The organism is Bordetella tumulicola (assembly GCF_965138755.1).
GTDB lineage: Bacteria > Pseudomonadota > Gammaproteobacteria > Burkholderiales > Burkholderiaceae_B > Bordetella_A > Bordetella_A tumulicola.
Genome location: NZ_CBCSFP010000001.1, coordinates 1,155,687 through 1,178,163, shown reverse-complemented (window position 1 = coordinate 1,178,163; position 22,477 = coordinate 1,155,687). Strand labels below are relative to the sequence as shown.

27 protein-coding genes are annotated in these 22,477 nt (G+C 59.8%); 7 read left to right on the top strand and 20 right to left on the bottom strand.

Annotated features, from left to right (window positions below; genetic code table 11):
* Positions 1-11 precede the first annotated feature (11 nt).
* The 3 genes from ACNAZS_RS05515 (at position 12) to ACNAZS_RS05505 (ending at position 2,974) form a co-directional block, all read left to right on the top strand.
* Complete coding sequence (locus tag ACNAZS_RS05515; RefSeq protein WP_415786923.1) at positions 12-1,229, top strand: AI-2E family transporter; 1,218 nt, start codon at positions 12-14, stop codon at positions 1,227-1,229.
* Positions 1,230-1,370: 141 nt separating this feature from the next.
* On the top strand, positions 1,371-1,742 hold the full coding sequence (locus ACNAZS_RS05510; RefSeq protein ID WP_415786921.1) for a hypothetical protein: 372 nt from the start codon (positions 1,371-1,373) through the stop codon (positions 1,740-1,742).
* Between the two features lie 152 nt (positions 1,743-1,894).
* Positions 1,895-2,974, top strand: coding sequence for a DNA/RNA non-specific endonuclease (locus ACNAZS_RS05505; protein WP_415786919.1), 1,080 nt, complete (start codon positions 1,895-1,897; stop codon positions 2,972-2,974).
* Here the strand turns inward: ACNAZS_RS05505 and ACNAZS_RS05500 are convergent.
* From ACNAZS_RS05500 to ACNAZS_RS05415, 18 genes are read right to left on the bottom strand one after another with little or no spacing between them, the layout of a single operon-like run.
* Positions 2,954-3,406 (bottom strand): excinuclease, encoded by a 453-nt coding sequence (locus ACNAZS_RS05500; RefSeq protein ID WP_415786917.1) that lies wholly within the window; start codon positions 3,404-3,406, stop codon positions 2,954-2,956. The genes ACNAZS_RS05505 and ACNAZS_RS05500 overlap by 21 nt on opposite strands.
* A 40-nt stretch (positions 3,407-3,446) precedes the next feature.
* Positions 3,447-4,673, bottom strand: coding sequence for a beta-ketoacyl-ACP synthase (locus ACNAZS_RS05495; protein WP_415786915.1), 1,227 nt, complete (start codon positions 4,671-4,673; stop codon positions 3,447-3,449).
* Positions 4,673-5,404 (bottom strand): 3-oxoacyl-ACP reductase FabG, encoded by a 732-nt coding sequence (gene fabG, locus ACNAZS_RS05490; protein WP_415786913.1) that lies wholly within the window; start codon positions 5,402-5,404, stop codon positions 4,673-4,675. The genes ACNAZS_RS05495 and fabG overlap by 1 nt, the downstream gene beginning before the upstream one ends.
* Before the next feature lie 26 nt (positions 5,405-5,430).
* On the bottom strand, positions 5,431-5,889 hold the full coding sequence (locus ACNAZS_RS05485; RefSeq protein ID WP_415786911.1) for an ApeP family dehydratase: 459 nt from the start codon (positions 5,887-5,889) through the stop codon (positions 5,431-5,433).
* Complete coding sequence (locus tag ACNAZS_RS05480) at positions 5,886-7,085, bottom strand: beta-ketoacyl-[acyl-carrier-protein] synthase family protein (RefSeq protein ID WP_415786909.1); 1,200 nt, start codon at positions 7,083-7,085, stop codon at positions 5,886-5,888. Before ACNAZS_RS05480 ends, ACNAZS_RS05485 begins: the two co-directional genes overlap by 4 nt.
* A complete protein-coding gene (locus ACNAZS_RS05475; protein ID WP_415786907.1) occupies positions 7,082-7,618 on the bottom strand; it encodes a hypothetical protein in 537 nt (178 codons plus the stop codon). The genes ACNAZS_RS05480 and ACNAZS_RS05475 overlap by 4 nt, the downstream gene beginning before the upstream one ends.
* A 6-nt stretch (positions 7,619-7,624) precedes the next feature.
* Complete coding sequence (locus ACNAZS_RS05470) at positions 7,625-8,878, bottom strand: NAD(P)/FAD-dependent oxidoreductase (protein ID WP_415786905.1); 1,254 nt, start codon at positions 8,876-8,878, stop codon at positions 7,625-7,627.
* A 17-nt stretch (positions 8,879-8,895) separates the two neighbouring features.
* Positions 8,896-11,202, bottom strand: a complete 2,307-nt coding sequence (locus ACNAZS_RS05465) for an MMPL family transporter (RefSeq protein WP_415786903.1) — start codon at positions 11,200-11,202, stop codon at positions 8,896-8,898.
* A 34-nt stretch (positions 11,203-11,236) separates the two neighbouring features.
* The gene (locus tag ACNAZS_RS05460; RefSeq protein ID WP_415786901.1) at positions 11,237-11,848 is read right to left on the bottom strand and encodes a LolA family protein; all 612 of its coding nucleotides are present in this window, start codon (positions 11,846-11,848) and stop codon (positions 11,237-11,239) included.
* On the bottom strand, positions 11,845-12,288 hold the full coding sequence (locus ACNAZS_RS05455) for an acyl-CoA thioesterase (RefSeq protein ID WP_415786899.1): 444 nt from the start codon (positions 12,286-12,288) through the stop codon (positions 11,845-11,847). Before ACNAZS_RS05455 ends, ACNAZS_RS05460 begins: the two co-directional genes overlap by 4 nt.
* Positions 12,281-13,213, bottom strand: a complete 933-nt coding sequence (locus ACNAZS_RS05450; protein ID WP_415786897.1) for an LpxL/LpxP family acyltransferase — start codon at positions 13,211-13,213, stop codon at positions 12,281-12,283. Before ACNAZS_RS05450 ends, ACNAZS_RS05455 begins: the two co-directional genes overlap by 8 nt.
* Complete coding sequence (locus ACNAZS_RS05445) at positions 13,210-13,953, bottom strand: glycosyltransferase family 2 protein (RefSeq protein ID WP_415786895.1); 744 nt, start codon at positions 13,951-13,953, stop codon at positions 13,210-13,212. The genes ACNAZS_RS05450 and ACNAZS_RS05445 overlap by 4 nt, the downstream gene beginning before the upstream one ends.
* Positions 13,934-15,640, bottom strand: coding sequence for an AMP-binding protein (locus ACNAZS_RS05440; RefSeq protein ID WP_415786893.1), 1,707 nt, complete (start codon positions 15,638-15,640; stop codon positions 13,934-13,936). The genes ACNAZS_RS05445 and ACNAZS_RS05440 overlap by 20 nt, the downstream gene beginning before the upstream one ends.
* A gap of 2 nt (positions 15,641-15,642) precedes the next feature.
* Positions 15,643-16,203 (bottom strand): COG4648 family protein, encoded by a 561-nt coding sequence (locus tag ACNAZS_RS05435; RefSeq protein WP_415786890.1) that lies wholly within the window; start codon positions 16,201-16,203, stop codon positions 15,643-15,645.
* Positions 16,200-16,454: an acyl carrier protein gene (locus ACNAZS_RS05430; RefSeq protein ID WP_415786887.1), complete on the bottom strand. Its 255-nt coding sequence runs from the start codon at positions 16,452-16,454 to the stop codon at positions 16,200-16,202. The genes ACNAZS_RS05435 and ACNAZS_RS05430 overlap by 4 nt, the downstream gene beginning before the upstream one ends.
* Before the next feature lie 14 nt (positions 16,455-16,468).
* A complete protein-coding gene (locus tag ACNAZS_RS05425) occupies positions 16,469-16,741 on the bottom strand; it encodes a phosphopantetheine-binding protein (protein WP_415786885.1) in 273 nt (90 codons plus the stop codon).
* Entirely contained in the window at positions 16,713-17,546 is an 834-nt protein-coding gene (locus tag ACNAZS_RS05420) for a lysophospholipid acyltransferase family protein (protein ID WP_415786883.1), read from the bottom strand. The genes ACNAZS_RS05425 and ACNAZS_RS05420 overlap by 29 nt, the downstream gene beginning before the upstream one ends.
* Positions 17,543-18,271, bottom strand: a complete 729-nt coding sequence (locus ACNAZS_RS05415) for a beta-ketoacyl synthase chain length factor (RefSeq protein ID WP_415786881.1) — start codon at positions 18,269-18,271, stop codon at positions 17,543-17,545. The genes ACNAZS_RS05420 and ACNAZS_RS05415 overlap by 4 nt, the downstream gene beginning before the upstream one ends.
* A gap of 81 nt (positions 18,272-18,352) precedes the next feature.
* Here ACNAZS_RS05415 and ACNAZS_RS05410 point away from each other — a divergent pair, with 81 nt between their 5' ends.
* A complete protein-coding gene (locus ACNAZS_RS05410) occupies positions 18,353-19,048 on the top strand; it encodes a 4'-phosphopantetheinyl transferase family protein (protein WP_415786879.1) in 696 nt (231 codons plus the stop codon).
* Positions 19,049-19,061: 13 nt separating this feature from the next.
* Here the strand turns inward: ACNAZS_RS05410 and ACNAZS_RS05405 are convergent, their stop codons facing one another.
* Together ACNAZS_RS05405 and ACNAZS_RS05400 are read right to left on the bottom strand one after the other, a co-directional pair.
* The gene (locus ACNAZS_RS05405; RefSeq protein WP_415786877.1) at positions 19,062-19,442 is read right to left on the bottom strand and encodes a pyrimidine dimer DNA glycosylase/endonuclease V; all 381 of its coding nucleotides are present in this window, start codon (positions 19,440-19,442) and stop codon (positions 19,062-19,064) included.
* Between the two features lie 21 nt (positions 19,443-19,463).
* Positions 19,464-20,225, bottom strand: coding sequence for an IclR family transcriptional regulator domain-containing protein (locus tag ACNAZS_RS05400; protein WP_415786875.1), 762 nt, complete (start codon positions 20,223-20,225; stop codon positions 19,464-19,466).
* A gap of 262 nt (positions 20,226-20,487) precedes the next feature.
* Between ACNAZS_RS05400 and ACNAZS_RS05395 the strand changes: the two genes are divergently transcribed.
* From ACNAZS_RS05395 to ACNAZS_RS05385, 3 genes are all read left to right on the top strand, one after another.
* Positions 20,488-20,958 (top strand): MaoC family dehydratase, encoded by a 471-nt coding sequence (locus ACNAZS_RS05395; RefSeq protein ID WP_415786873.1) that lies wholly within the window; start codon positions 20,488-20,490, stop codon positions 20,956-20,958.
* A 10-nt stretch (positions 20,959-20,968) separates the two neighbouring features.
* Complete coding sequence (locus ACNAZS_RS05390; protein ID WP_415786871.1) at positions 20,969-21,400, top strand: MaoC family dehydratase; 432 nt, start codon at positions 20,969-20,971, stop codon at positions 21,398-21,400.
* Positions 21,401-21,469: 69 nt separating this feature from the next.
* Positions 21,470-22,441 (top strand): Bug family tripartite tricarboxylate transporter substrate binding protein, encoded by a 972-nt coding sequence (locus tag ACNAZS_RS05385; RefSeq protein ID WP_415786869.1) that lies wholly within the window; start codon positions 21,470-21,472, stop codon positions 22,439-22,441.
* Positions 22,442-22,477 lie beyond the last annotated feature (36 nt).

The following is a 22,477-nucleotide window of genomic DNA, read 5'->3' as shown; positions in this document are numbered from 1 at the left end:
GGAATCAAACTATGAACGGGTCTAGCCTGTATTACCGCTTTTTCTTATTGCTTTTGGCGGCCGTGTCGATTGCCTTTTTATGGCTCTTGTGGCCGCTGTATGGCGCGATATTCTGGGGGTCGATTCTGGCTATTATTTTTGCGCCGGTTCATCGGCGCATCGCCAGCAAATTGGGCGCACGTCGTAATCTTGCCGCCCTGATCTCATTGCTGCTGGTCTTGTTTGTGGTGATCGTACCCGTGGCATTCATCACCGCCTCGCTGATACAAGAGGGGGCGAATCTGTATCAGCGCATGAAATCGGGAAATTTGAACTTCGGTGCGTATTTCCAGCAAATTCTCGACGCGTTGCCATCCAGTGTGCACAGCATGCTGTCGCGTTTTGGGGTGGGTGACTTCACCAGTATTCAGGAAAAACTGACTGCGGGTGCGTTGCAAGCCAGCCAGTATCTCGCGACCCAGGCCATCAATATCGGTCAGAACACCTTTGAGTTCCTGGTGAGTTTTGGCGTGATGCTGTATCTGTTGTATTTTTTGCTGCGCGACGGATCGATCTTGTCGGCGCGACTGCGTCAGGCGATTCCACTCAGTGACACGCACAAGATGCATTTGCTTCGCAAGTTCACCACGGTCATCCGTGCGACTGTGAAGGGCAACATCGCCGTGGCGGCGGCCCAAGGGGTGCTGGGCGGCGTGATTTTCTACGCATTGGGCATTCAAGGGCCGGTGTTGTGGGGCGTGGTCATGGCGTTCCTGTCATTGCTGCCCGCCATCGGAGCGGGTCTGATCTGGGCGCCCGTCGCGGTGTACTTCCTGGTCAGTGGGCATATGTGGGAAGGGGTGGCCCTGGTGTTGTACGGGGTGCTCGTGATTGGCATGGTGGATAACGTGTTGCGCCCGTTGTTGGTGGGTAAAGACACCAAGCTGCCCGATTATGTAGTACTCATTTCCACCTTGGGCGGCATGGGGTTGTTCGGGCTCAATGGCTTTGTCATCGGACCGCTGATCGCTGCGCTATTCATCGCCTGCTGGGACCTGTTTTCCTCTGGTATTGCGCTGCCTGAGGACGGGCACGAGTCACACCCGGGTGCGCCGCGTGTCGCTCCCGCGCAACGATCGCCCGGCACACCACGAGTCGATTCCGCTAAAAAAACCGGAGATTTCCAACAAAATAACCGTCCCGAACAAAGCGGCCACTCTCGGCGTCGAGTACGTTCCACTAAGCCTTGATCGCCTGCAGGGCAAAAAAGTAGGAATTTATAGGCGTATGTAACGTTATCGTAATGGTTTTCAAAGAATGCAAACGAACCGAGCAGACTTCTGATTTTGTTCTACTCTGGAGGGGTAGGACGTCATCAAGGAGATCAGGCTATGGACACTCTTGCTGCGTTTACCTCCAAAGTGAGCTACTCCATTCGCCCATGGGTACATGAAATGGGTATTGGTGAGTACCGGGGCTGCGTCGACGTAATCGGTCGCGAAGGGCTCCGCACATTCAGTTTTGCCCGGTTTTGCGAAATTTCCCGTCCTGGGCGCGAACGTGCCGAACACGACGCCATGCGTCTCGCGATGCAGTTGCGTGACACAGAATGTAGCGATGGGAAAAGCTGGATTCTCCCCGGCCAGATCAGCCAACGGGGTGAAGAGGGGCTGCTGGCCGATGTCCCCAGTAGTTTGCTGAGTCCCAACTCGAGCCCGGTTTCTGGACGTCGCGGCAAACGGCACTTGAGAGTGGCGGCGTAGATCCCGGCGCTTTGTCTCTTGCACATGATTCCGTTCGGCATGTAGGCAGATGCCGGATGGATCTTCGGGTTGGGTTTTTTCCCGATGATGTCATCTACAATGCGTCGCGGTGCACGTTGTGACGATGTGCCGGCCTGCAGCTTATTGGTAGTATGACGCGCTCGAAAAAATCAGCCTCCACAAAGAAACGTTCAAAAGCCAGCGTTAAATCCAGTAAAACCCATCGATCCGGTCGATTTTTGCGGGCGTTTGTCGTCTGCGCGATTACCGGTTTCGGGCTTGGGTCTTATCTTCTTAATCCTCAATGGCGGCCGTCATTGACATGGCAGCCTCCGACGCAATGGCAATTGCCCGCGCAGTGGCAATTGCCGTCTCAATGGACACTACCCTTTGACTGGGAATTGCCCTTTGAATGGGAGTTGCCCGCGTCAGCACAGGAGGTCCTGGCTCGTCTGGGGTGGCAAGGGCTAGAGGAGGACGCTGGGGCCACGGCGCCGTCCGTCCCGTTGAGTGGTCCGTCCGTTCAAACGCAATTTTCCGCGTGCCCACAGATTTTTCCCGACCAGCGTCCACCCATTGTTCCCGCAACACAAGGGCTACGCGAGCTGTGTTTTTCGGGGTTCGCTGTGTTGCATAACGGCCAGACCAAAACACCTGTTTTTGTCGCTGAGCGCCTGAATCGGGGGCTCTTGACGCAAGCTCAGGGATTAACGCGGACGGACAATTTTTACGAAGAGGCGCGCTTGCCCAAAGCCGAGCGCGCGGATCTGGATGATTACCGGGGCTCTGGTTATTCGCGTGGGCACATGGCGCCCGCCGCGGATATGTATAACGCGGAAACCATGGCACAGAGCTTCTCGCTGGCCAATATGGTGCCTCAAGACCAGACGCACAATGCAGGGCCCTGGAGCCGCATTGAGCAAGACACCCGGAAGTACATCATGCGCGCGGCGGGCGACGTTTATATTTTCACGGGGCCGGTTTACTCCGAGAGCCCGAGATCGATTGGCACCGGGGTCGCGGTGCCCACCCATTTGTACAAACTGGTCTATGACCCGGCGACAGGACGTTCGTGGGCCTATTGGCAGGCCAATAGCGCCAGCACGCGGGCGGGCGCACCGATCAGCTATGACGAGCTGGTGAAACGCACGGGCGTGCGTTTCCTGCCCACGGCGACATCAGCGGTATCGTCGGTCGTGCGGCCGACGAATTCAGTTGCCAATTCGGACTAAATTACCCTTGAGTGCGACGCCGGACATGATGGCGCCGACGTGGCATTCGAAGTTGGTCTTGTCGGTGTATTCGTTTTTGCGGAAGTAGCTGACGATGTTGGTGACCGCGTTTGCGCCGGCGTTCTTGGCTGCTTCCTGGAGTTGAATCAGGGCCGATTGGGCCGTCCAGATGCAGATTTCGTCATTTTCCTTGCCAAAGGCGTTGCTCTTCTTGTTGGTGATGACGTCGGCCTGTATCAGCTTGCCTGTGGGGCCCGTGCCAGCGAGGTAGAACTTGACGCTACCATCGAGTTTGCCGGCGGTTGTCGCGGCGTCGATGGCCTGCTTGAGCGGCAGGTGGACAATGTCGTCGGCGGCATAGGCGCCGGTAGCTGCCAGGGCGAAAGTCAGGCAAACGCTGGCTTGGGCAAGACGAGCGCGGATCAGAGACATGGTTTCTTCCTTGTATTTGGATAAACAGCGTGCGGGGTGGTTAAGGCCAACGCCGAAAAATCAAAGACGTATTGATACCACCAAAGGCGAAATTGTTGTTCATCACGTACTCGAGGTCGGCCTGGCGGGCCGTGCCGGTGATGTAGTCCAATTCCCCGCACTGTGGGTCGACCTCGGTAAGGTTGAGAGTGGGTGTATAGCGGCCTTTTTTGAGCATCTCGATACTGAACCAGGATTCGAGTGCACCGCAGGCCCCCAGGGTATGGCCCAGGTAGCTTTTGTGCGAGCTGATCATCATTCGCGGACCAAACAAGTCATGTGTCGCATTGGTTTCGGCGATATCGCCGTGCTCGGTCGCGGTGCCATGTCCATTGACATAACCGATGGCCTCGGGCGGTACGCCCGCATCGGCCAATGCCTGGGCCATCGCGATGCGCATGGTGGTGGCTTCGGGACGCGTGATGTGCGTGCCATCGGAGTTGCTGCCAAATCCGACGAGTTCGGCATGTATACGTGCACCGCGCGCCTGGGCGTGCGAGAGCGACTCCAGTACCAGGATACCGGCCCCTTCGCCGATCACTAGGCCGTCGCGGGCCCGGTCATACGGGCGCGGCGTGAGTTCGGGAGTCTCGTTTCTCTGGCTGGTCGCGTAGAGCGCATCGAACACGATGGCTTCGCTCGGGCAAAGCTCCTCGGCGCCGCCCGCCAGCATCAGCGCCTGGCGACCATAGCGGACAGCCTCGAACGCATAGCCGATGCCTTGACTGCCTGAGGTGCAGGCACTGGAGGTCGGGATCACACGCCCCTTTAGGCCAAAGAAAATGCCGATATTGGCAGCGGTGGTGTGCGGCATCATGCGCACATATGAATTCGCATTCAAGTTGTCGGTCGTGCCATCGATCAGCATCCTGCCAAAGGCCTGGACATCGGCTGTGCTGCCCGTCGACGACCCACAAGCGACCCCCATGCGGCCGTCGCTGATGCAGGGATCGCCGAGCAGGCCGGCATCCGCCAGCGCGCGCTCGGCCGCGTACACCGATAGTTGCGACACCCTGCCCATGCTGCGCAGTTGCTTGCGGGTCCAGTGCGAGGGTGTGGTGAAGGCTGGCAGCGGCGCGGCCAGACGCGTGTTCATGTCCGTGTAGCGATTCCAGTCGGGCATGTACTGCACCGCATTGCGTCCGGTATCGAACGCCGCCTCGATTTGGTCCCATTGATCACCCAGGGCGCATAGGCCGCCCATACCGGTGACGACGACGCGTTCCATCAGCACAACCCTCCGTTGACCGCCAAAACCTGGCGTGTGATGTAGCCAGCAGGCTGTGACATGAAAAATACTACCGCGGCGGCGACTTCTTCGGGAGTGCCCATGCGTTGGGCAGGCACGGCCTTGAGGATTTCTTCGACTGGGACGTGTTCATCGAGCATATCCGTATCGATCAGGCCCGGTGCGACGCAATTGACGGTGATTTGCCGTTTGGCGAGTTCGACGGCGAGGGCCTTGGCCGCGCCGATCAGGCCGGCCTTGGAGGCGCTGTAGTTGACCTGACCGCGGTTGCCGATCAGCCCGGAGACCGATGCCATGCAAACGATGCGGCCGCTGGCACGGCGTCGAATCATGGGCATGATGACAGGGTGCAGCACGTTGTAGAACCCATCCAGATTCGTGCGCAGGACGCTGTCCCAGTCATCATCGCTCAGGGCCGGGAAGGCATTGTCACGGGTGAGGCCGGCGTTGAGCACAACGCCGTAATAGGCGCCATGCGCCTCAATGTCGGCCTCTAGGGCAGCGCGGGCGGCGGCTCGGTCGCTGACGTCGAATTGCAGCACGCGCGCGTCACGACTGAGCGCACGGACCGATGCGGCCGTGGCTTCAGCTTGCTCGCGCCTGTCGCGGCAGTGGATGACGAGATTGTGGCCGGCCTGAGCCAGTGCGATTGCAATAGCGCGTCCGATGCCCCGGCTGGAGCCCGTGACGAGAATAAAAGAAGAATTCATACGTTTGTTTTCATGTAATGCGAGCGTCAGCGCGGTTCTTGTTCTTGCATAAAAGCACTGGGATCCGGCGGCCGGTAAACATTAAGCCGAGCACAGGCCAATAGGCGATCGAGTGAGGACAGCTTGCACTCGAACACCCCCATGCCCGAATCATCCTGCAGGCTACGTTTTACGTCCACGATCAATTCCATGCCGGCGGTGAAAGCGCAAAGGTGGCATTCATAGTGGCGCGTACCGAGTAAAAACCCCAGTTCTACCGGTTGATTGGCGGCGCGTGCGTGACATCCCGCCCATGCGGCCACGGCTTGGGCCATGAATTCCAATCCCATCCAGTTGGCCAGCGTGTTGTCCGGCAAGTGAAAGGGGCCGCTGGCGCGCACGGTGGCACGCGCGCGCAGGGTGTCTGCGTCGAAAGTCAGCACTTCGTCCAGCAGAATCGCGTCGCCGGCGTGCGGGACGAGTTCGGCGATAGGCCAGATTGTCATGATGCCGCTGCGAGAATCAGGCTGGTGTTGTTGCCCCCAAAGGCAAAGGAATTGCTCATCGCGATGCGTCGCTGGCGCTCGCCGTAGCGCTGTGTTCCATTGCAGAAATCGAGTGTTGGCAACTGCGGATCGGGTACGCCGTCCCACGCATGGAGAGGCAACGGTTGCCCACGACTGGCGCGATCGAGGGTGAGCCAGGTGATCGCGGCCTCAAGCACGCCCGCTGCACCCAAGGTGTGGCCCGTCATGCCCTTGGTCGAGGCGCAGGGGACGCCGGAGGGGAATAAGCTTTGCATGGCGTGACTTTCCATCGCGTCATTGAGCGCGGTACCGGTTCCGTGGAGATTAACCCAACCAATCTCGTTGGCCTCCAGGTTCGCATCGGCCAGGGCGGCCTGCATTGCTTGCCGGGCGCCAGCGCCGGTGGGCTCGGGCGCCGACATGTGCCAGGCGTCGGAGCTGCCGCCGCCGCCCAGCAGGGCGACGTCTCCGGTAGGCTCGCGATGCATCAAAAACAATGCGGCAGCCTCACCAATATTGATGCCGGCGCGATTGGCAGAAAACGGCAGGCAGCGCGTGTCGGAAATCGCTTCGAGGGCGGCAAACCCATTGATGGTAAGACGGCATAGCGAGTCGGCGCCGCCGCAGATGACGGCATCGCAGGCATTCAGTTGCAGCAGGCGGCGCGCCGATAGCAGCGCGCGTGCACTCGAGGTGCAGGCCGTCGACAGGGTATAGGCGGGACCGGCCGTGCCGAGCCATTCGGCGAGAAACTCTGCCGGTGCATTCAGGGCCTGGCGCCGATAGTCATGACCCGCGGGCCAGCTACCCGTCGTCGCCAAGGTGGTAAACGCGGGTGCATTGTCGTTAATGCCGGAGGTACTGGTGCCCAGGACGATGCCGACGCGCGCGGCGCCGTAGCGGTCCAATGCGGCGCGTAGTTGGGGTTCGATTTGTTGCGCTGCAGCGAGTAAGAGACGATTGTTGCGGCTATGCAAATGCGCTGGCAAGTGAGGCGGAATCTCGGGTAGCGCGGCGTCTACGGCAGCGAGCGTGATGCTGCGATTTTTCACCCAGCCCTCTTCTTGACGCAGACCACGGCAGTCAGCCGCCAGCAGGCGCGCGCGTACCGTCGCGGTATCGGCGCCGAGCGCACAGACGATTCCTGGCGCGTCCAGCCAATGGGTTTCGTTCATGGCTTTTCCTTCAGCGGCATCACTTGCCAGCGAGTGCCATCGTTGAGCTCGATGCGTAGTGTGTCGCCGGGCATTGGTGTGACGCTGACGAGGGGCTTGCCCTGCGCGTTGAGGATGCGCGTGTGATCCGCTAGCGTGACGTTGGACGCGCCGTAGCGGGAGGCCAGTTCCGCCTGGGGCGTCCAGGCAAAGATCAGAGCCGCGAATAGTGATCGCGCTTTCGCGTTCGGGGGCAGGAAGCCATCGGTGCGCCATTGGCCATCCTCGAGTATCTGGCGGGCACGAGGCGCGCCAAGCGGATCGAACAGGGACCAGCGCGTGCCGCTTCCTTCGGATTGCACGACCAGCATGGCATCGTTGACGGCCTCGCCGGGGCGCTGCTCTGTGACGTGGAGCATGCGTGGCGTCGTCAACGCGATGGGTTCGCGCGGCACGGGCAGGCTGCTGGCGCAGCCAGCTACCAGCACGCTGACCAATGTACCCATTGCCATGAGGTTGCACAGGCGAGAAAGGGGGGCGGAGCGAAGATTCATTGCGGATCAAAGTGCCGTTGCTGCGGCGCGCTCAGTGGCACCCTGGCATATCTCGGCCAGGGTGGCAAGGCGCCGCCGGGATTCGGCGACATACGGGTTGGCTTGATCCCAAGCATAGCCTGCCAGGATGGAACTGATCATGGCGCGAATTGCGGGTTGGGGTTGCTCGTAGAACACGACATCCTGGAACGCGCCTTCGTACCAGCCTTGCACATAGGTGCGAAAGGTCTCCACACCCACCATCAGCGGGTCGGCAAAATCCCGTTGCCAGTCGACGGTCTCACCGCTCAATTGGCGATGCAGGGCGTCGGCGGCCAGTTTTGAGGAGCGTAACGCGATGGTGACGCCCGATGAGAACACCGGATCGAGGAACTCGGCGGCATTGCCCAGCAGGGCGAAACCCGGGCCGTGCAAAGACCGCACGCTGGCGGAGTAGCCGCTGATGAGATTGGCTGGAGTGTCCCATTGTGCGTTGCCTAGCAAGCGCTGCAGATTGGGCGCGGCATCGCAGGTACTGCGCAGTGTGTCCATGAGCGGTTCGTCGGACGAGCCAAAGAGATTAACGTCGCCGACGACCCCGATTGAGCTGCGACCGTTCGAGAAGGGAATGAGCCAGTACCAGATGTCGCGGATTTTCGGATGGACAGTGATCAGGATCTTGTTGCGATCAAACTGTTCACTATCGATACGGTCTTCGATGTGGGTGAAAATCGCCTTGCGCGGGGGCGCGGAGGAAGGTTGTTCCAGATCGCACAGGCGAGCCAGCACGCGGCCATACCCGCTGGCGTCGAGCACAAAATCGCAAGTCACCTGATAGGAGGAGCCGTCGGCACTACTGACATCCAGCACAGGGCGCGCGCCGCTGAAGTCAGCGGCCGTGACCGTTTGTTCGTAGCGAATTTCCACGCCCTGGCGCTCGGCATCGTCGGCCAGGACTTTATCGAACTGCGCGCGCAATACCTGGAACGTGGTGCCAGGGCCAGGCGAGAATTTGTCACGAAAATCAAAGGTCGTGTAAGCGTTGCCGCAAGCAAAAGCCGCACCGTTCTTGGTCTGGAAGCCTGCGGCGCGGACCGCGTCCATCATTCCGGCTTCTTCGATGAATTCCAGACAGTGAGCCAGCAGGCTCTCGCCAATCGAAAAGCGCGGAAAACGCTGTCGCTCCAGGATCAGCACATCATGGCCCCGACGCTTGAGCAGCGCGGCTGCGACCGAGCCCGAGGGGCCTGCTCCAATCACGACGATTTGACGATTTTGCATGGGAATCTCTGTGAGGATTACGGTTGGGAGTGAGGTGGGTGAGACAGGAACGGGCTACGGATCCAGGCCGCGCAAAAGACCGAGCACAGCACGCCGATCGTCACGGTCAGTCCAAAGCTGGCGATGGCGGGCGTGGCGCTGGCCGCGAGCATCCCGAATGAAAACAGTGTCGTCAATGCGCCCAGGGATATACCGATCACGCAGGCGGGGGCGCCGCCCACGCCTTCATACATGAAGATCGCGTAGTCGACGGCCAGTGCCGAGGTCAGCAGCAGCCCAAACAACGAGAACAGGGTGATTGGCTGGCCGGTAAAGCCGAGTATGGCTAGCGTCGCGACGGTGGCGATGATCGGTACTGTCAGGATGCGCAACATCGCCGCGCGACCCAGCAGGAGGGCTATCAGCAGACCGGCCACCACATAAGAACCGATCTTGAGCTCGGCGGCTTTCAATCGTGTGGCGGAAAACAGAGCATTGAGTTCGCCCGCACGGTCGATCAGCGACACGCCTGCTTGTCCCTCGGCCACGTGTACGAGCACCTCGGCGGAACTCAGGCCCTGCAGGGTGACCAGACCCGCCACCTCGCCATCGATGGGGCCGAGCCACAGCGTACGCCAGCGTTCTGCGAGCGGTGAGGCCAGTACCTGATCGAGGCTGAGCAGGGGCAGGGATGTCAGCGTCTTCAGCTCAGCTTGAATGGCGCTTTCAGGCAGGCCCAGCTCGGTGAGTGCGCGCCATGCGGCTGGGTTGTCGGCCTGGGCATGTAATTGAGCTTGCAATTGCTGCTGTGCCGCGCGCGGTACCGCGACTTGGCTAAGCGCGTCGTAGCCCTTTAATTTTCCCTCTGTCACGAGGGAGTCGAGTCGTGCCGTTAATGCGGCCTGACGCTGGAGCAAGGTATCCGTATCGGGCGCTCGCACGAGAAAGAATTGGCTAGTGGGCATGACACCGGTGATGGCGGCGATTTCTTGTGCCTGCTCGAGCAGGGTCGCCGGCGCGCTCAACCATTGACGCATATCGTCGCGCATGTCCAGGCGAAGAATGCCGGCGACGCTCAGGCCGATCATCAGCCATAACATGAAATGACGCAAAGTACGCGGTGCCCGGCGGGCGCTCGCGATGCCATCCAGCAAGCGTTCGGCCGCACGAGCTAAAAGTGCCGAGGGACGGGGGCGTAGTCGCGGCAGTAGCGACGGAAGCAGCAGTACCGTCGTGGCGTACGACGCAGCCAGACCAGCCGTGGAAAACACGGCAGTCTGGGTCAGGGCGGGAAAGGGGGTAAAGGCCAGCGCCACATAGCCGGTCAGTGTGGCGGCCAGACTGATGGTCAGGCCGGGCAATACGCGCCGCATCGCGGTATGCGACTGCCAATCGGGCATGCCGTAGCTTTTACCGAGCCAATGCATGGGGAAATCAATGGCGATGCCGAGCAGGCTCATGCCGATCACCAGCGTGAGCACATGGACTTCACCGAACAGCGCAATGCTGGCGGCCAAGCCGGCCACAAAGCCGACCGCCACTGGAAAAAACGCCAGTAGTACGCTGGCGCGGCGCAGGGCCAGCAGCAGGACCAGGACGGTGCCGATCAGCGACACGATGCCGATACGACCGCTTTCATCGGCCGCCTGTTCGCTACCGGCCGCGGCGTAGAGGACGCCACCCGTTGCCAGCAGGGCGCCGCCGCCTTGGGTGACAGCGGCATCCGCTTGCCGCACTATCGTTGCGATCGCACGGCTGGTTTCGCCATCAAACGCTCTACCGCGGATCTGCCCCAACATGAGTACCCAGGTACGACCCTCGGCGTTGGCTTGCAGCGTGGTGGTAGGTAGGTCCAGTTGCACAGTGCCCGTGGGTCGCATCGCACGTTCGACGCGCGAGGTCAGACCCAAAAAGTCGTCGTTCAGAGGGACGACACCAGCGCTGCCGAAGGGATCGAGTATTTGGGTCGCGCGGCGACCGGCGTAGGCTGCCGGATCATTGATGAGCAGGTGCCGGTCGTCGCTCGGCAGCATGGCAAGACGCATGGCGAGCAGGCTTTGACGTAGCTCCGGCAACGCGACGTCAATGTGCAAACGCACGCTGTCAAAACGCTGGCTATCTCGTAGCCGGCTCGCAACGGATTCAGCTAGCGACACGGCCTGTTTGCGGTCGGCATGACCGACCAATACCACCATCTGGCGCGTAAGCGGCGCATCAACGCGCGCCTGAGCCTGAGCCTGCGCGCGCAGCGGATCCGTGGTGGTGTGCGGTACCAGTACCATCAGATCTGAGGTAACGGGCCAGCCGTGACGGCACTGCCAGCCCAGCAGAGCTAGCAAAAGCACGAGCGCGACCCAAGCCGCGCGACGCAGGTGCCGTTCAGTCGGTGAGGTCGCGCTGTGCATCATCGCTCAACGAAGAGGCTGTCCGGGCGTCCTCCATGCGCAACACCGTACGGTCGCCCTGGGTTTCGCGCAGTTCGATGCGCTGCACCAGTGTGCCGCCGCGGATCTCGATGTCCGTGAAAACCTGGCGTAGCAGTAGCGAACTGGGCGTCATCAGCACGCGCCAGTCGGTGGGTGTTCCTTCCAACCGAAGGTTGAAGTTTTCGGCGAGACCTTCCGCGTCACCGCTCAGCAGGGCGAGAAATAGTTGAGTTTCGCGATTGCTGCTGCCGGGCGCAGGCTGCCAGGTATCGTCGGGTAGCTTGCGTGCTACCCCTTGCAAAGTGATGCGCAAGTTCTGCTCCAGCGGGCTGCGCAGGTGCCATAGCACGCCTTTACCTGTGGCCAGCACGAACTCGCCGCGCGAGACCAGTGGCTCGGCAAGCGAACGCAGGTGCTTTTCCTGTACGAATTTGCCGCGCACCACAGGCGCCGCGGTTAATTGCTCACGCAATTGGGCGAGGTCGAAGGCCCAGCCTGCGGCGGGCAGCAACAACGCACACAAGGTCAGGACAGGCAGTCGCAACATCTGGCGCAGGAAGATCATCGGGCAGCTCCGAGTTGGGTCAAGCGGGTTTCGATGGCCGTGCACATTGGCTCGGGCGACATCAACTGCATCTCACGTGTGGCAACATCGACGGCGACTTGTATCGAACTGGCGCGCGTGATGCGTTGTCCGGAGGCGGCATCGGAGATGAGGTAATGGATCTTCAGGCGGCTTTCCCACTCGACCAATTCGGCACGCACCTGCAAGTGCTGGCCAAACGTCGCCGGCTGTACATAGCGGAGTTGCAGGTCGATCACAGGCCAGACATAGCCCGAGGCCCGCATGACGGAATAGTCGTAGTTCAGATCGGCCAGCAGCGCGCAACGCGCCTGCTCCAGGTATTTAACGTAGTGACCGTGCCAAACTACCTGCATCATGTCGACGTCGTAGAACGGGACCTCGATGTCGATTTGCACACTATGAACGCCGCGGCTACGCATCGTCGCTCCAGAAGGGATAAAAGTTGAACCATTGCAGTGGGGCACCGGCGCAGCTACGCGATAGATGGTCGGCGTAAGCCTGGGCCCAGCGTGCAACCTCTTGTTCACGGGTTGCGCGGGTCCATTGCACTCGATCGGTCAGACGTGAGATGGCGATGCGATAGCGACCGTTGTGACGCGTGCAATCGAGGACATTGACTGGACATCCCAGCAGGCCGGCAAGCAGCCAGGGTCCTTGTGGCAGGCGTGCTCGCGCCCCGAGAAAATCGACCTCCGCCGTGCGCTCGCCTGACAAGGGGATACGATCGCCGGTAATGGCAATCCATTCGCCGCGGGTCAGCGCCTGAGCCAGTTCCATCATGCGTACCGCATCCAGTTCACTCACCTGAATGAGGCGCAGGTGCACGGCCTCCGACTCGCCCATCAGACGGTTGAACGCCTCCGCATGTTTGTTGTGCACCAGCACATTGAGCGTCAGTCTTTGTTCGCGTTCAGCTAGCGCGCGGCAGATCTCGATATTGCCCAGATGCGACCCGACCAGCAATTGGCCGCTACCTTTGCGCATTTGCGGGTGCAGATTGTCGGGGTCGACCAGGTCGACATCCGAGAGATGGATCTTGTCCTGCCAGACGTCGAGTTTGTCAAGCAATGCGCTGGAAAACGCCAGATACTGGCGGTAGACCGGCGCGTAACGTGGCAGCACCACATCGGGATGGGTGGCGACCAGGCGGCGCTGGTAGCTTGCGATGCTGCGGCGCGCGCGGCGGCCGGTCAGGTAGAAATACAGCACCACTAACCACATCACCGGCGCGACGGCCCGGCGCCCCAGGTGGCGTGCCGCCGCCGCGGTGATTCGCAGCAGCAGCGGATTGCCGCGTTCGGGCTGATCGGCCCAGTGGGCGGAATCGGGGGCAGGCCGCGTCATGATGCCGGCCTCACACGACGCCATAGCAGACGCGGCGACCGTCGCAACATGCCAAAGAAAAGTCGCGCATGCATGCGGCTGATCAGCACGTTGTCGGCCAGCCCGCGAAAATGCGAGACGCCATCTGCGGGATAACTCACGCGCGTTGGTATCCAGTGCATCGGTACATTGGCCCAGTGCAGATGGACTACCACGCCGATGTCGAAGTCCATGTGGTCTCCGGAACCGGGTAGCGCGGGAAGCGTTTGCGCCAGGGGGTATACACGGAATCCGCACATGGCATCAGGGATGTCGCGCGACAGGGTGTTGACCCAGACCCAGACGCGCGTGAGTCGGCGGCCGTATAGCCGCGTGCGAGGCGCCTCATCGCCGAACACGGGCTGGCCACACACGAGCGCCCGTGGCTCCGCTCGGGCCTTGTCGAGCAGGCGTTGTACATCGTGCAGATCATGTTGGCCGTCGGCGTCAATCTGTAGCGCATGGGTGTAGCCCGCTGCGGCGGCCGCGCGTAGGCCCTCTTGTACGGCAATACCTTTGCCGCCATTGACCGCACGGCGCATCAGCGTGATGCCGGGTCCGGCCAGCGCGTCCAGCACCGCCGCGCAATCCGCGTCTGAACCATCATCGACCAGCATGCAAGGCAAGTTCAGTGTACGCAGCGCCACCACCACGGTGCCGACCTTGGCGGCGTGATTGTAGACAGGGATCACCGCGCAGGGCTTAAACGGATCGGGATTCATCGGAAGAGGTGCACACGATACGGCCGGATGAGCAGGGCTTACCCGACATATGATAGGAAAAAGTAAGCTTGTGTCGCGTGTCGTCCCAGCGCAGCGAGAGCATGGCCCGATCTCCCGGGCGCATCAAACGCTGGAATTTCAGATTTTCGATGTTGCTGGCCCGCAAATCGGGACGCACATGTACGCGGGCTTGATCCATCGCCCATTCGATCTGCAGTACGCCGGGCACTACGGGTGAGCAGGGGAAGTGTCCCGGAAACACCGGCAGATCGAGTGGCACGTCGAATTCGGCCTGTAGCGTGCCGTCTTCAAGGGACGAGGGCGCCTCAAAATTCGGATGACGGGGTCGCGGACCGGCCAATTCGATGAATTGCGCCTGGGTCAACTTGCCCTGGGCATTCCAGGGTAACTGGGGCAGTAGGCGCCAGGAGCGCGGCACCGCCAACGGCGGGACGCGACCATGCAGATGGCGACGCAGGCCGTCAAGCAGCAGGCGTCGCCCGCCATTGCGCAGCGTGTGCAGGCCCGCTGTCGTGAGCACAATCAGTGCGCTGAGTCTCGGTCGTCCCGGCGCCAGGCCCATGCGGACATCCGCCACGTGAGGGTGCGACAGCAGGACCTGCTCGATTTCGAGCAGGCTGATGCGCTTTTCTTCGAGCTTAATAATGCGATCCAGACGGCCGTGCAATTGCAATCCGTTCCCCGTCAGGGTGGCGGCATCGGCCGTTTGTTCTCGTCCCGCCGTCCACGGCGAGGCTATCCACAACGCGCCGTGCTCATTCAGGCCGGCCCGCACGTCCTGCAACAGACGCCAATCGACATCGCCTTGACGCGTTGCGGCCGCACCGGTCTCGGAACTGCCGTAAATCTCGATCGGCCGGCAATCGCAGGCCGCCGCAATTTGATCGGATACCTCAGGCGGGAGCGGGCCGCCGGCCGTGTAGATCGCCATGAGACGCCCACGCAGCACAGGCCAATCGATGCGCTGCTGTACGCGACGCAGCAGTGCGGGGCTGGCGATCCAGAGAAAGCGCGGATGCGTCAGACTCGCCTGCATCAGCTCTTCGGGATAGTGGCGTTGTGGACGATCGATCAGATGCCCGGCACACAGCGGCCAGAGCACGCGAAATGGCAGGCCAAACATATGATGCGGGCCGACGCTGCCCAGCACACACAAGGTCTCGCGCGTGGGCCAGTGCCGTTCCAGGGCGCACACTTCGTCGGCCAGTTGCCGCCACCGCTTGGCGATGGGTTTTGGCACGCCGCTAGAGCCCGAGGTGTACAACACCAGTCCAGCGACTTCCGCATCCAGCACACGGGCCGGCAGCGCGGTGCCCATGAGTTCGGCGGAGGAGAAAACGCGCGCTGACGGTAGCGGGACGTCGGCGTCGGATAGCCAAAAATCGACATTTGTATCGACACGCGCACACGCCGATGGCAGCACGTCGCCGGGCAAGTGAGCCATGACACCCGCGCGCCAGCAGCCCACCAGAGCGATCGCAAGTTCGATGGCATCCTCAAACCAGAGTGCGACATTGCGGACACCGCGTTCCTGCAGCGCACCCGCCAGACACAGCGCGCGTTCACGAAACCCGGCGCGGCTCAGGTCAGGCGTGGCGGCCAGCGGCCGATCTTCGTCGCGCGGCAGCAGTAATTCGGTAGGGTCGATCCAAAAGGGAGCGTTCATCGTCAGGTTGCTTTCGCACCCTCTATCACGCGCGGACGCAGCAACCATTCGCCCATGAACAGCACACCCATCAGCGCGTAGCTAATGGCCCCGTTGTACCAAGTCCAGGCTTGCCACGAGCCCCATAGCCCGAGCGCCGCGGCAACCAGGCCGTTAACCAAGAAAAAAACGCACCAAACCTGCGTCACTCGGCGGGTATAGAGCACCCCTTCGGGGGAAAGATCGGGGTGGCGCAGACGAGCGAGCCGTTCGATCACGGGGCGACCGCGCAGCAGGCTCGCACCAAAGGCTGCCAGCAGCAGCGCGTTGATCATCACAGGGTAAACACGCAGCGCGGATTCGGTGTTAATCAGGGCCAGCGTAATGCAGCCGACCAATGCCAACGTGGGTAGCCAGCGCCCGCCAGGCTGTGCGTTTGCCGGACGCAGCATGGCGCGCGCAAACCACAGCGTACCGATGACCCCCAGTAGCCAGCCAGTGGGCCAACGCCCCAGGCTCGCGTGCACGACGAAGGGATAGGCGACGCCCAACAGCGCGAGCACCAGTCCCAACGCCGTTTTCATGTGGGGGCGCTCATCTTTTGCCAAACGGCATCCACCACGTCCTGCACCGTACGAACCGTGCGGAAGTCGTCCGCCGCCAGTTTATGGCCGGTCTGACGTTTGATATGGTCAATCAGATCAATCGCATCAATGCTGTCGATTTCCAGATCCGTATAGAGATTGGCGGTGGGCGTGACGCGCTCGGGTTCCAGTTCGAACAACTCAACCAGCGCATCGCGTAGCGCGGCAAAAATATCTTCGCGATTTTGCATGAGTAACTCCGGTATCAAGCGCTGCGTTGCTTCGCGGCGACAAATTTGCTCAGATTGGCCACCGATTCAAAGTGTTCGCGCATGGTGCGTGTTTCGGCATCGATGGTCACATGGAATTTTTTCTGCAGCGCCAGGCCAAGCTCAAGCGCGTCTACAGAGTCCAGGCCCAGGCCATCGCCAAAGAGCTGGGCGTTGCTGTCGATGTCCTCGGGTTGCATGTCTTCGAGTCCGAGGGACTCGATGATCAGGACCTTGATGTCATGTTCCAGCTGAATGTTTGTTGTCATGATCGGTTAATTCAGTGTCGAAATAGGCGTGCAGATGCTCGTTGAGCCTGCGGCCAGCAATGGGTAACGGAGCCTGTGAACTCCATTTAACTGGGTCGATATCCGGGCCTACATGGATGGTGTAGTGCATACGTCGATGCGGAATTCGATACCACGGTTCGCCTTTGGTGAGACTGCGTGGGTTCATGCGGATAACGACAGGTGTAATGACGCAGGCACCCCGCAAGGCGATGGCGCAGGCGCCGCGATGAAAACGGGGCATGCTGTCTCGCGGTGTGCGACCTCCCTCTGGAAACACAAGCAACGCCTGACCATCACGCAGAACCTGCGCCGCCTGATCCAGCATGTCCAAGCTTTCATTGTTACTGATATAGCCAGCCGCGAGAATAGGGCCGCGCGTGAACACGTTACTTACCAGCGCATGCTTGACGACACAATTGGTCTTGGCAACGTGCCCCACGAGAAAGACCACATCCAGCAGGGACGGGTGATTGGCAATGATCATCTGGCCCGGGCGCCCGAGGCGCTCTGCTCCCCGGAAGTCGATAGTCAGAATACCGACAAAAACCATAAATCGGACGAAATAACGAAATGTCCAGGCAATCGCCACGCGGGCACGTTGCTGCCGTTCGTCGGCACTGCCGCCTCGCAAGCGCAATAACGGAAAGACGATCAGGCGTAACGCTAATCCGCCCAGACCAAACAACGTAAAGGCCAGCCCCGTCGCGAATAGGCGCCATAGCCAGGCGTCCTGCCGCGGCGGATTCGTGCCGGGAAGAGGATCCTGCAGCGGAGAGGTGTTCATGATGCGGCGGCGCGGCCCCACTGCCAATGACGTGTCGATCCACTATGAGACCAGGAGGACGTACCGTTGACGAGGTGGCGCAATAAATTGAGTGGGTGCGGCCAGTGTTCAGACACGGGATCCTGGCCTGAACGGGTAAGGGACAGTTGCCAGTCGGACCCGGCACTCAGGCGCAACGCGACGACATACGAAAAGGGCACATCATCGATCCAGGGCAAATAGGCGCGTGGCGGCCGTTCTTCGGCCGCAATGACCAGCACGCGCGGCGCGCCAGCGTGCAATAGTAGGCACGCCTCCTGGATGGCGTGTTCCAGCAAATCCGTATCACCCGCCAAGGCAACGGTCTCCTCGGTTTCTTTGCGGATAATAGACCATTGCCCCAGAATAGCGTTGTGCACCGACAGGCCAAAGGCGGTCGGCGAAAGCGGTTCGTCGGCGGCCAGATCACTCAAGAGCTGGAAGCTGCGTGTGGTTTCACCATGACGCGAAGCAAATACCATAGGCATGGGCGCGCATCCTTCTGCCAACGGCCAGGCGCAGCCGAACGTCATCCGCGCCAGCGGGCTAAGGCGACGGCGCTGCATGGCAGGCAGAAAATGGGTGCTGGGCAAGGTGCCGGTTTCGGGAAACGGGCAGTACGGTGACGTCGCCCATTCACGCCAATGACTTTCGTCATCCAAACCGGGGGCCCACGCTCCCCACTGTTCGATGGTGAACGTAAACATAGCTGGCGATTGTACTGGATAAGGTATTATGTTATTTATAGTTACATAAAGAAATTATTTTCGAGTTACGTAAAGAAACTAATGATTCATATTCAGTTCGGCGGGCCTGCCTGGCAACGTCATTATGACCCTGAGAATCTGAGCGATACGGATCGGGTACGACTGTCGGCCCCCCGGGCTCCGCGTGCCGAAAAAGATTGGCAAGTCAGTCGGTCGATCGCGGCTGAACTGCGCCGTGCTACGGGGGCTGACCGACACGCGCCGTTGGCCTTGAGCCACAGTCGCGGTCACGCGCTGGCTGCGATAGCGCCGGCATCGGTCGTCCTGGCTGTCGATCTGGAGCGTTGTCGTCCACGCGATACCGAAGCCATTGCGCGGTGGGTTTGCACGCCCGAAGAACGTGCGGCCTTGTTGTCCGAGATCGATCCTGCGCGTCGGCTTGAGGACTTCTACGTGCTGTGGACGCTCAAAGAGTCCCTGCTTAAAGCGGCGAGGCTGCCGTTTCCGGCTGGTATGGCGAAAGTGGGTCTGACATATACCGGTGCGTCCGCCGCAGTGCTGCGTGTTCCGGAAGGGCAGTGGCAGGCCAGGGTTTATCGCCTGCCGGAGGATTGGGTGGCGGCGGTCGCGTGGCAGATGGATGTGGATGCGAGAGAGACGGTCACGGACGCGATGCAAACAGATGGGGTGCATTGGTTGCAACCGGCGCTACCGGGTTTGCTGGGGCATTGGCGTACCCCGCCGAGACCATTGATTTCATCGTCAGAATCTCGGTGATCGTTGCACATCATCATTCGACGCGAGCGGCGGTACTACGTTCTTTGATCCGTTGACGGTTCAGCCGTAGCGCTTCGGTAGTCGGTACCCAGGCACCCCAGAACTTATCTGGAATGCCAGGAAAGTCTTCACGCCGGACACCGGTAAAGGTGGGGTTGTAGCCGCGGCGCTTCATTTCCTCGATCAAGTCGGCGTGCCGCCGCGCAAGATAGCCTAGTCGTGTATAGAAGAAAAGCAGATGGCCTTTTCCGAGAGTGTAGGTAGGCGGTTGGGGCGGGACTCCGCGAGCGCAAGCCTTCTGTGCAAGTGCGAAAACGCGAGGCAGCTCTCGGTATTCGGCAACAAGGTGTGGGCCACTTAGCTCTTGAACGGGTACGCAGTTGATGCGGGTCATGTTCGAACTTTTAGCAATCGCTCATAGTGTCGCGCGTATATTCGACGCACTGGAACGAAGCAGATTCAAATACTTCTTTACGGCTTGCTTTTCGCTAATCTGGCCCGACGGAAGGCTCACATTGATCGCGGCCAGTGCTCTGCCTTCGAGATCCTTGACGGTAACGGCCAGGCCGCAAATGGCTTCATCCAGCTCTGCGTCAACCCATGCATAACCGCGTTCCCGAGTGCATAAAATTTCGGCTCGCAGGTCGTTCCGATCTGTCAATGTTTGATTGGTAAGTCGCTTCAGGGGCGCATGTTCAAGAAACTCGTTAAGTTCCGTCTCCTGCAGTTCGGCGAGTAATGCCCGTCCCATGGAAACGGCATTGGCAGGTAGGCGACTGCCCAGGGTGGGGCTGGCCCGCAGGATCTTGTAGGTCGGGACGCGCACGACATAAACGATCTCGTTTCCGTCGAGGATCGACATGGCACATGACTGTTTGATGTGCTGCGATAGTTCCTCGAGCTCTAACTGCGCTTGCCGCCAGAACGGCAATGAATACAGATAAGAAAGGCCAAGATTGAGCACTTTCGGTGTCAGGGAATAACTGCGACCGTCGGTGCGTGTGTACCCAAGATCTGTCAGTGTGAGTACATAGCGCTTGATCACGGACCGGCTAAGGCCCGTGTCTTCCGACAGAGCGGCGATGTTCATCTCGGGCTGGTTACGCCCCAGGGATTCAATGACCTGCAGCCCGCGTGCAAAGGTGCGTACGAAAGATTCGCTCTCGCGACTTTCCATGGTCCGGACTCCTACTGATCTGATGGTGTTGAATATTCGAGGATACTCGACGGTTTTGTTCACCCATCATGCCATGACATTCCTCCGGGATTTTGCTGTTTTTCCGTTCAGCATTTCAGTCTGGCGGCTCGAATTTCGTGTTGACAGGCAAATAGGTAGCCCCTAGTATTGTTCGTATAGCGGTTATTAATAACCGTCTAGCGGTCGTTTTTATTGTGACTCATTTGACTATCTATTGCCAGTATCTGATCCGGAGGCATGCATGGATTACCAATATGACACCGACTTCTGGGCGGGTAATTCCGCCCGAAAACTCTGGGACGACATCGTCCCCGGTGTCCCGCGGAAAACACTTCCCTATAAGTTGACCAAAGAGGCGATCTACAAACTGTGCAAAGCCACCGGCGATATGAACCCTCTTTATATCGATGAGGAGTATGCGAGAACGACGAAATGGGAGGGCATCATTGCGCCGCCGTCGATTCATGTATTGCTGATGTTCTCGTGCACACCAAACGATGATTGGATGCGCAGCCCCGGCACCATCAATGCCAGTCAATCATGGACCTACAACGTGCCGGCCAGGCCGGGCGACGTGATCACGCTCCAGGCCCGCGCGTTAGACAAATTCATCAAAGGCGATCGTCTTTTCGCCGTTCATGACAATGTTTTCTTCAATCAAAAAAATGAAGTGATCTGCTCCGGCCGCGGCTGGACGATCCGTCCAGAGTAAGGAGCACGAGATGGAAAAAACATTTGATATTGAAGAAGGCCTGCGTATTGAAGGACCCTCATTCAGTCCGACACGAGAGACGATCTGGGCGTTTTGCGAGGCCTCACTCGACTACAACCCGCTGCATTGGGACGATGAGTATATGAAGTCGGACTTTGGCAAGACCAACTTCGGCGGAATCATTATGCACGGCATGTCCAATTTCAGTCTGATTACCCGAATGATGACGGATTGGGCCTTGCCGCTCGGGGGTACGCATCGACGCCTGGAAACGCGCTGGAGATCTCCGGTTAAACCTGGCGACACGATCACACCTACAGGCATCGTGAAGAAAATCAAGAAAACGGAAAAAGCGAACTGGGTGGTTGTTTCCGTGCAGGTAAAGAATCAGCAGGATAGTCTTGTGGCCGAAGGTGAAGCAATGGTGGAGTTTCCTCATTAATTAAAGAGGAACCCAACTCTTTTTATGCCGCTGACTTCAGTAGGCGGCGTTCTCTATGGGAGATAGAGTATGAAGAGGATACATCGCATTTTCATGAGTTCGATAGCGGCGCTAATGTGTTCTGTCGCCTGGGCGAAGGGCTTTCCCGATAGGGCGGTGACCATCGTCGTTCCGTTCCCCGCGGGCGGGACGACAGATGTACTGGCCAGGCATCTGAGCAATGCCTTGGCGCAAAAATGGGGGCAGTCAGTCGTTGTTGAGAATCGCGCAGGCGCCAGCGGCACGATAGGTTCGGCGGCGGTGGCTCGTGGTCAGGCCGATGGATATACGCTACTGCTAACCGCGACGCATCATGTTATCAATCCGACCTTGCTCAAGGACACCATCCCTTACGACACCAAAGATGCCTTCGCGAATGTGGCCATGGTCGCGCAGGTTCCGAATGTGCTGGTGGTGAACAAGAATTTTGAAGTGAAAACCGTGCAGGAGCTCATTGACCTGGCCAAGAAAAAGCCCGGTCAGATCAACTTTGGCTCTGCGGGTGTTGGCGGAGCTAACCATCTCTCGGGCGAACTATTTGCGCATATGGCCGGCATAAAGCTGACACATGTTCCTTATCGTGGCGCGGCACCGTCTTTGAATGATCTGTTGGCGGGGCAGATTCCAATGATGTTTGATTCGGTCCCCGGGGTTCTGGCGCACATTCAGTCAGGATCCTTGCGCGCCTTGGGGGTGACATCGGCGCAAAGAGTACCGCAGTTGCCTGATGTGCCCACGATCTCCGAGGCAGGCGTGGATGGGTTTGAGGCCATTGCAATGTTTGGGTTGTATGCGCCGAAGAAAATCCCCGATGACCTGCTTGAGCAGATATCACAGGATGTGAACCAAGTACTGGCTTCGCCTGAGATTGAAAAGAAATTCAATGAGCTCGGCGCCGCGCCCGGGAAAATGCCACAAGTCGAATTTGATCGCTACGTGAATCAGGAAATCGACAAATGGGCAACGGTAATCACCCAGGCCGATATCAAGCTGCAGCGGTAACGATCAGGGCCGTAATTAACCACGTTCTGATGACTA

Excerpts from the sequence above, each read along its gene's own strand:
- ACNAZS_RS05515 (WP_415786923.1), top strand. The coding sequence starts at position 12 with ATGAACGGGTCTAGCCTGTATTACCGCTTTTTCTTATTGCTTTTGGCG.
- ACNAZS_RS05400 (WP_415786875.1), bottom strand. The coding sequence starts at position 20,225 with ATGGAAAGTCGCGAGAGCGAATCTTTCGTACGCACCTTTGCACGCGGG.
- ACNAZS_RS05420 (WP_415786883.1), bottom strand. The coding sequence starts at position 17,546 with ATGAACACCTCTCCGCTGCAGGATCCTCTTCCCGGCACGAATCCGCCG.
- ACNAZS_RS05495 (WP_415786915.1), bottom strand. The coding sequence starts at position 4,673 with ATGGAACGCGTCGTCGTCACCGGTATGGGCGGCCTATGCGCCCTGGGT.
- ACNAZS_RS05500 (WP_415786917.1), bottom strand. The coding sequence starts at position 3,406 with ATGTCTCTGATCCGCGCTCGTCTTGCCCAAGCCAGCGTTTGCCTGACT.
- ACNAZS_RS05470 (WP_415786905.1), bottom strand. The coding sequence starts at position 8,878 with ATGCAAAATCGTCAAATCGTCGTGATTGGAGCAGGCCCCTCGGGCTCG.
- ACNAZS_RS05415 (WP_415786881.1), bottom strand. The coding sequence starts at position 18,271 with ATGTTTACGTTCACCATCGAACAGTGGGGAGCGTGGGCCCCCGGTTTG.
- fabG (WP_415786913.1), bottom strand. The coding sequence starts at position 5,404 with ATGAATTCTTCTTTTATTCTCGTCACGGGCTCCAGCCGGGGCATCGGA.
- ACNAZS_RS05510 (WP_415786921.1), top strand. The coding sequence starts at position 1,371 with ATGGACACTCTTGCTGCGTTTACCTCCAAAGTGAGCTACTCCATTCGC.
- ACNAZS_RS05480 (WP_415786909.1), bottom strand. The coding sequence starts at position 7,085 with ATGAACGAAACCCATTGGCTGGACGCGCCAGGAATCGTCTGTGCGCTC.
- ACNAZS_RS05440 (WP_415786893.1), bottom strand. The coding sequence starts at position 15,640 with ATGAACGCTCCCTTTTGGATCGACCCTACCGAATTACTGCTGCCGCGC.
- ACNAZS_RS05475 (WP_415786907.1), bottom strand. The coding sequence starts at position 7,618 with ATGAATCTTCGCTCCGCCCCCCTTTCTCGCCTGTGCAACCTCATGGCA.
- ACNAZS_RS05405 (WP_415786877.1), bottom strand. The coding sequence starts at position 19,442 with ATGACCCGCATCAACTGCGTACCCGTTCAAGAGCTAAGTGGCCCACAC.
- ACNAZS_RS05485 (WP_415786911.1), bottom strand. The coding sequence starts at position 5,889 with ATGACAATCTGGCCTATCGCCGAACTCGTCCCGCACGCCGGCGACGCG.
- ACNAZS_RS05455 (WP_415786899.1), bottom strand. The coding sequence starts at position 12,288 with ATGCGTAGCCGCGGCGTTCATAGTGTGCAAATCGACATCGAGGTCCCG.
- ACNAZS_RS05410 (WP_415786879.1), top strand. The coding sequence starts at position 18,353 with ATGATTCATATTCAGTTCGGCGGGCCTGCCTGGCAACGTCATTATGAC.
- ACNAZS_RS05390 (WP_415786871.1), top strand. The coding sequence starts at position 20,969 with ATGGAAAAAACATTTGATATTGAAGAAGGCCTGCGTATTGAAGGACCC.
- ACNAZS_RS05425 (WP_415786885.1), bottom strand. The coding sequence starts at position 16,741 with ATGACAACAAACATTCAGCTGGAACATGACATCAAGGTCCTGATCATC.
- ACNAZS_RS05385 (WP_415786869.1), top strand. The coding sequence starts at position 21,470 with ATGAAGAGGATACATCGCATTTTCATGAGTTCGATAGCGGCGCTAATG.
- ACNAZS_RS05435 (WP_415786890.1), bottom strand. The coding sequence starts at position 16,203 with ATGAAAACGGCGTTGGGACTGGTGCTCGCGCTGTTGGGCGTCGCCTAT.
- ACNAZS_RS05395 (WP_415786873.1), top strand. The coding sequence starts at position 20,488 with ATGGATTACCAATATGACACCGACTTCTGGGCGGGTAATTCCGCCCGA.
- ACNAZS_RS05505 (WP_415786919.1), top strand. The coding sequence starts at position 1,895 with ATGACGCGCTCGAAAAAATCAGCCTCCACAAAGAAACGTTCAAAAGCC.
- ACNAZS_RS05445 (WP_415786895.1), bottom strand. The coding sequence starts at position 13,953 with ATGAATCCCGATCCGTTTAAGCCCTGCGCGGTGATCCCTGTCTACAAT.
- ACNAZS_RS05450 (WP_415786897.1), bottom strand. The coding sequence starts at position 13,213 with ATGACGCGGCCTGCCCCCGATTCCGCCCACTGGGCCGATCAGCCCGAA.
- ACNAZS_RS05430 (WP_415786887.1), bottom strand. The coding sequence starts at position 16,454 with ATGCAAAATCGCGAAGATATTTTTGCCGCGCTACGCGATGCGCTGGTT.
- ACNAZS_RS05460 (WP_415786901.1), bottom strand. The coding sequence starts at position 11,848 with ATGATCTTCCTGCGCCAGATGTTGCGACTGCCTGTCCTGACCTTGTGT.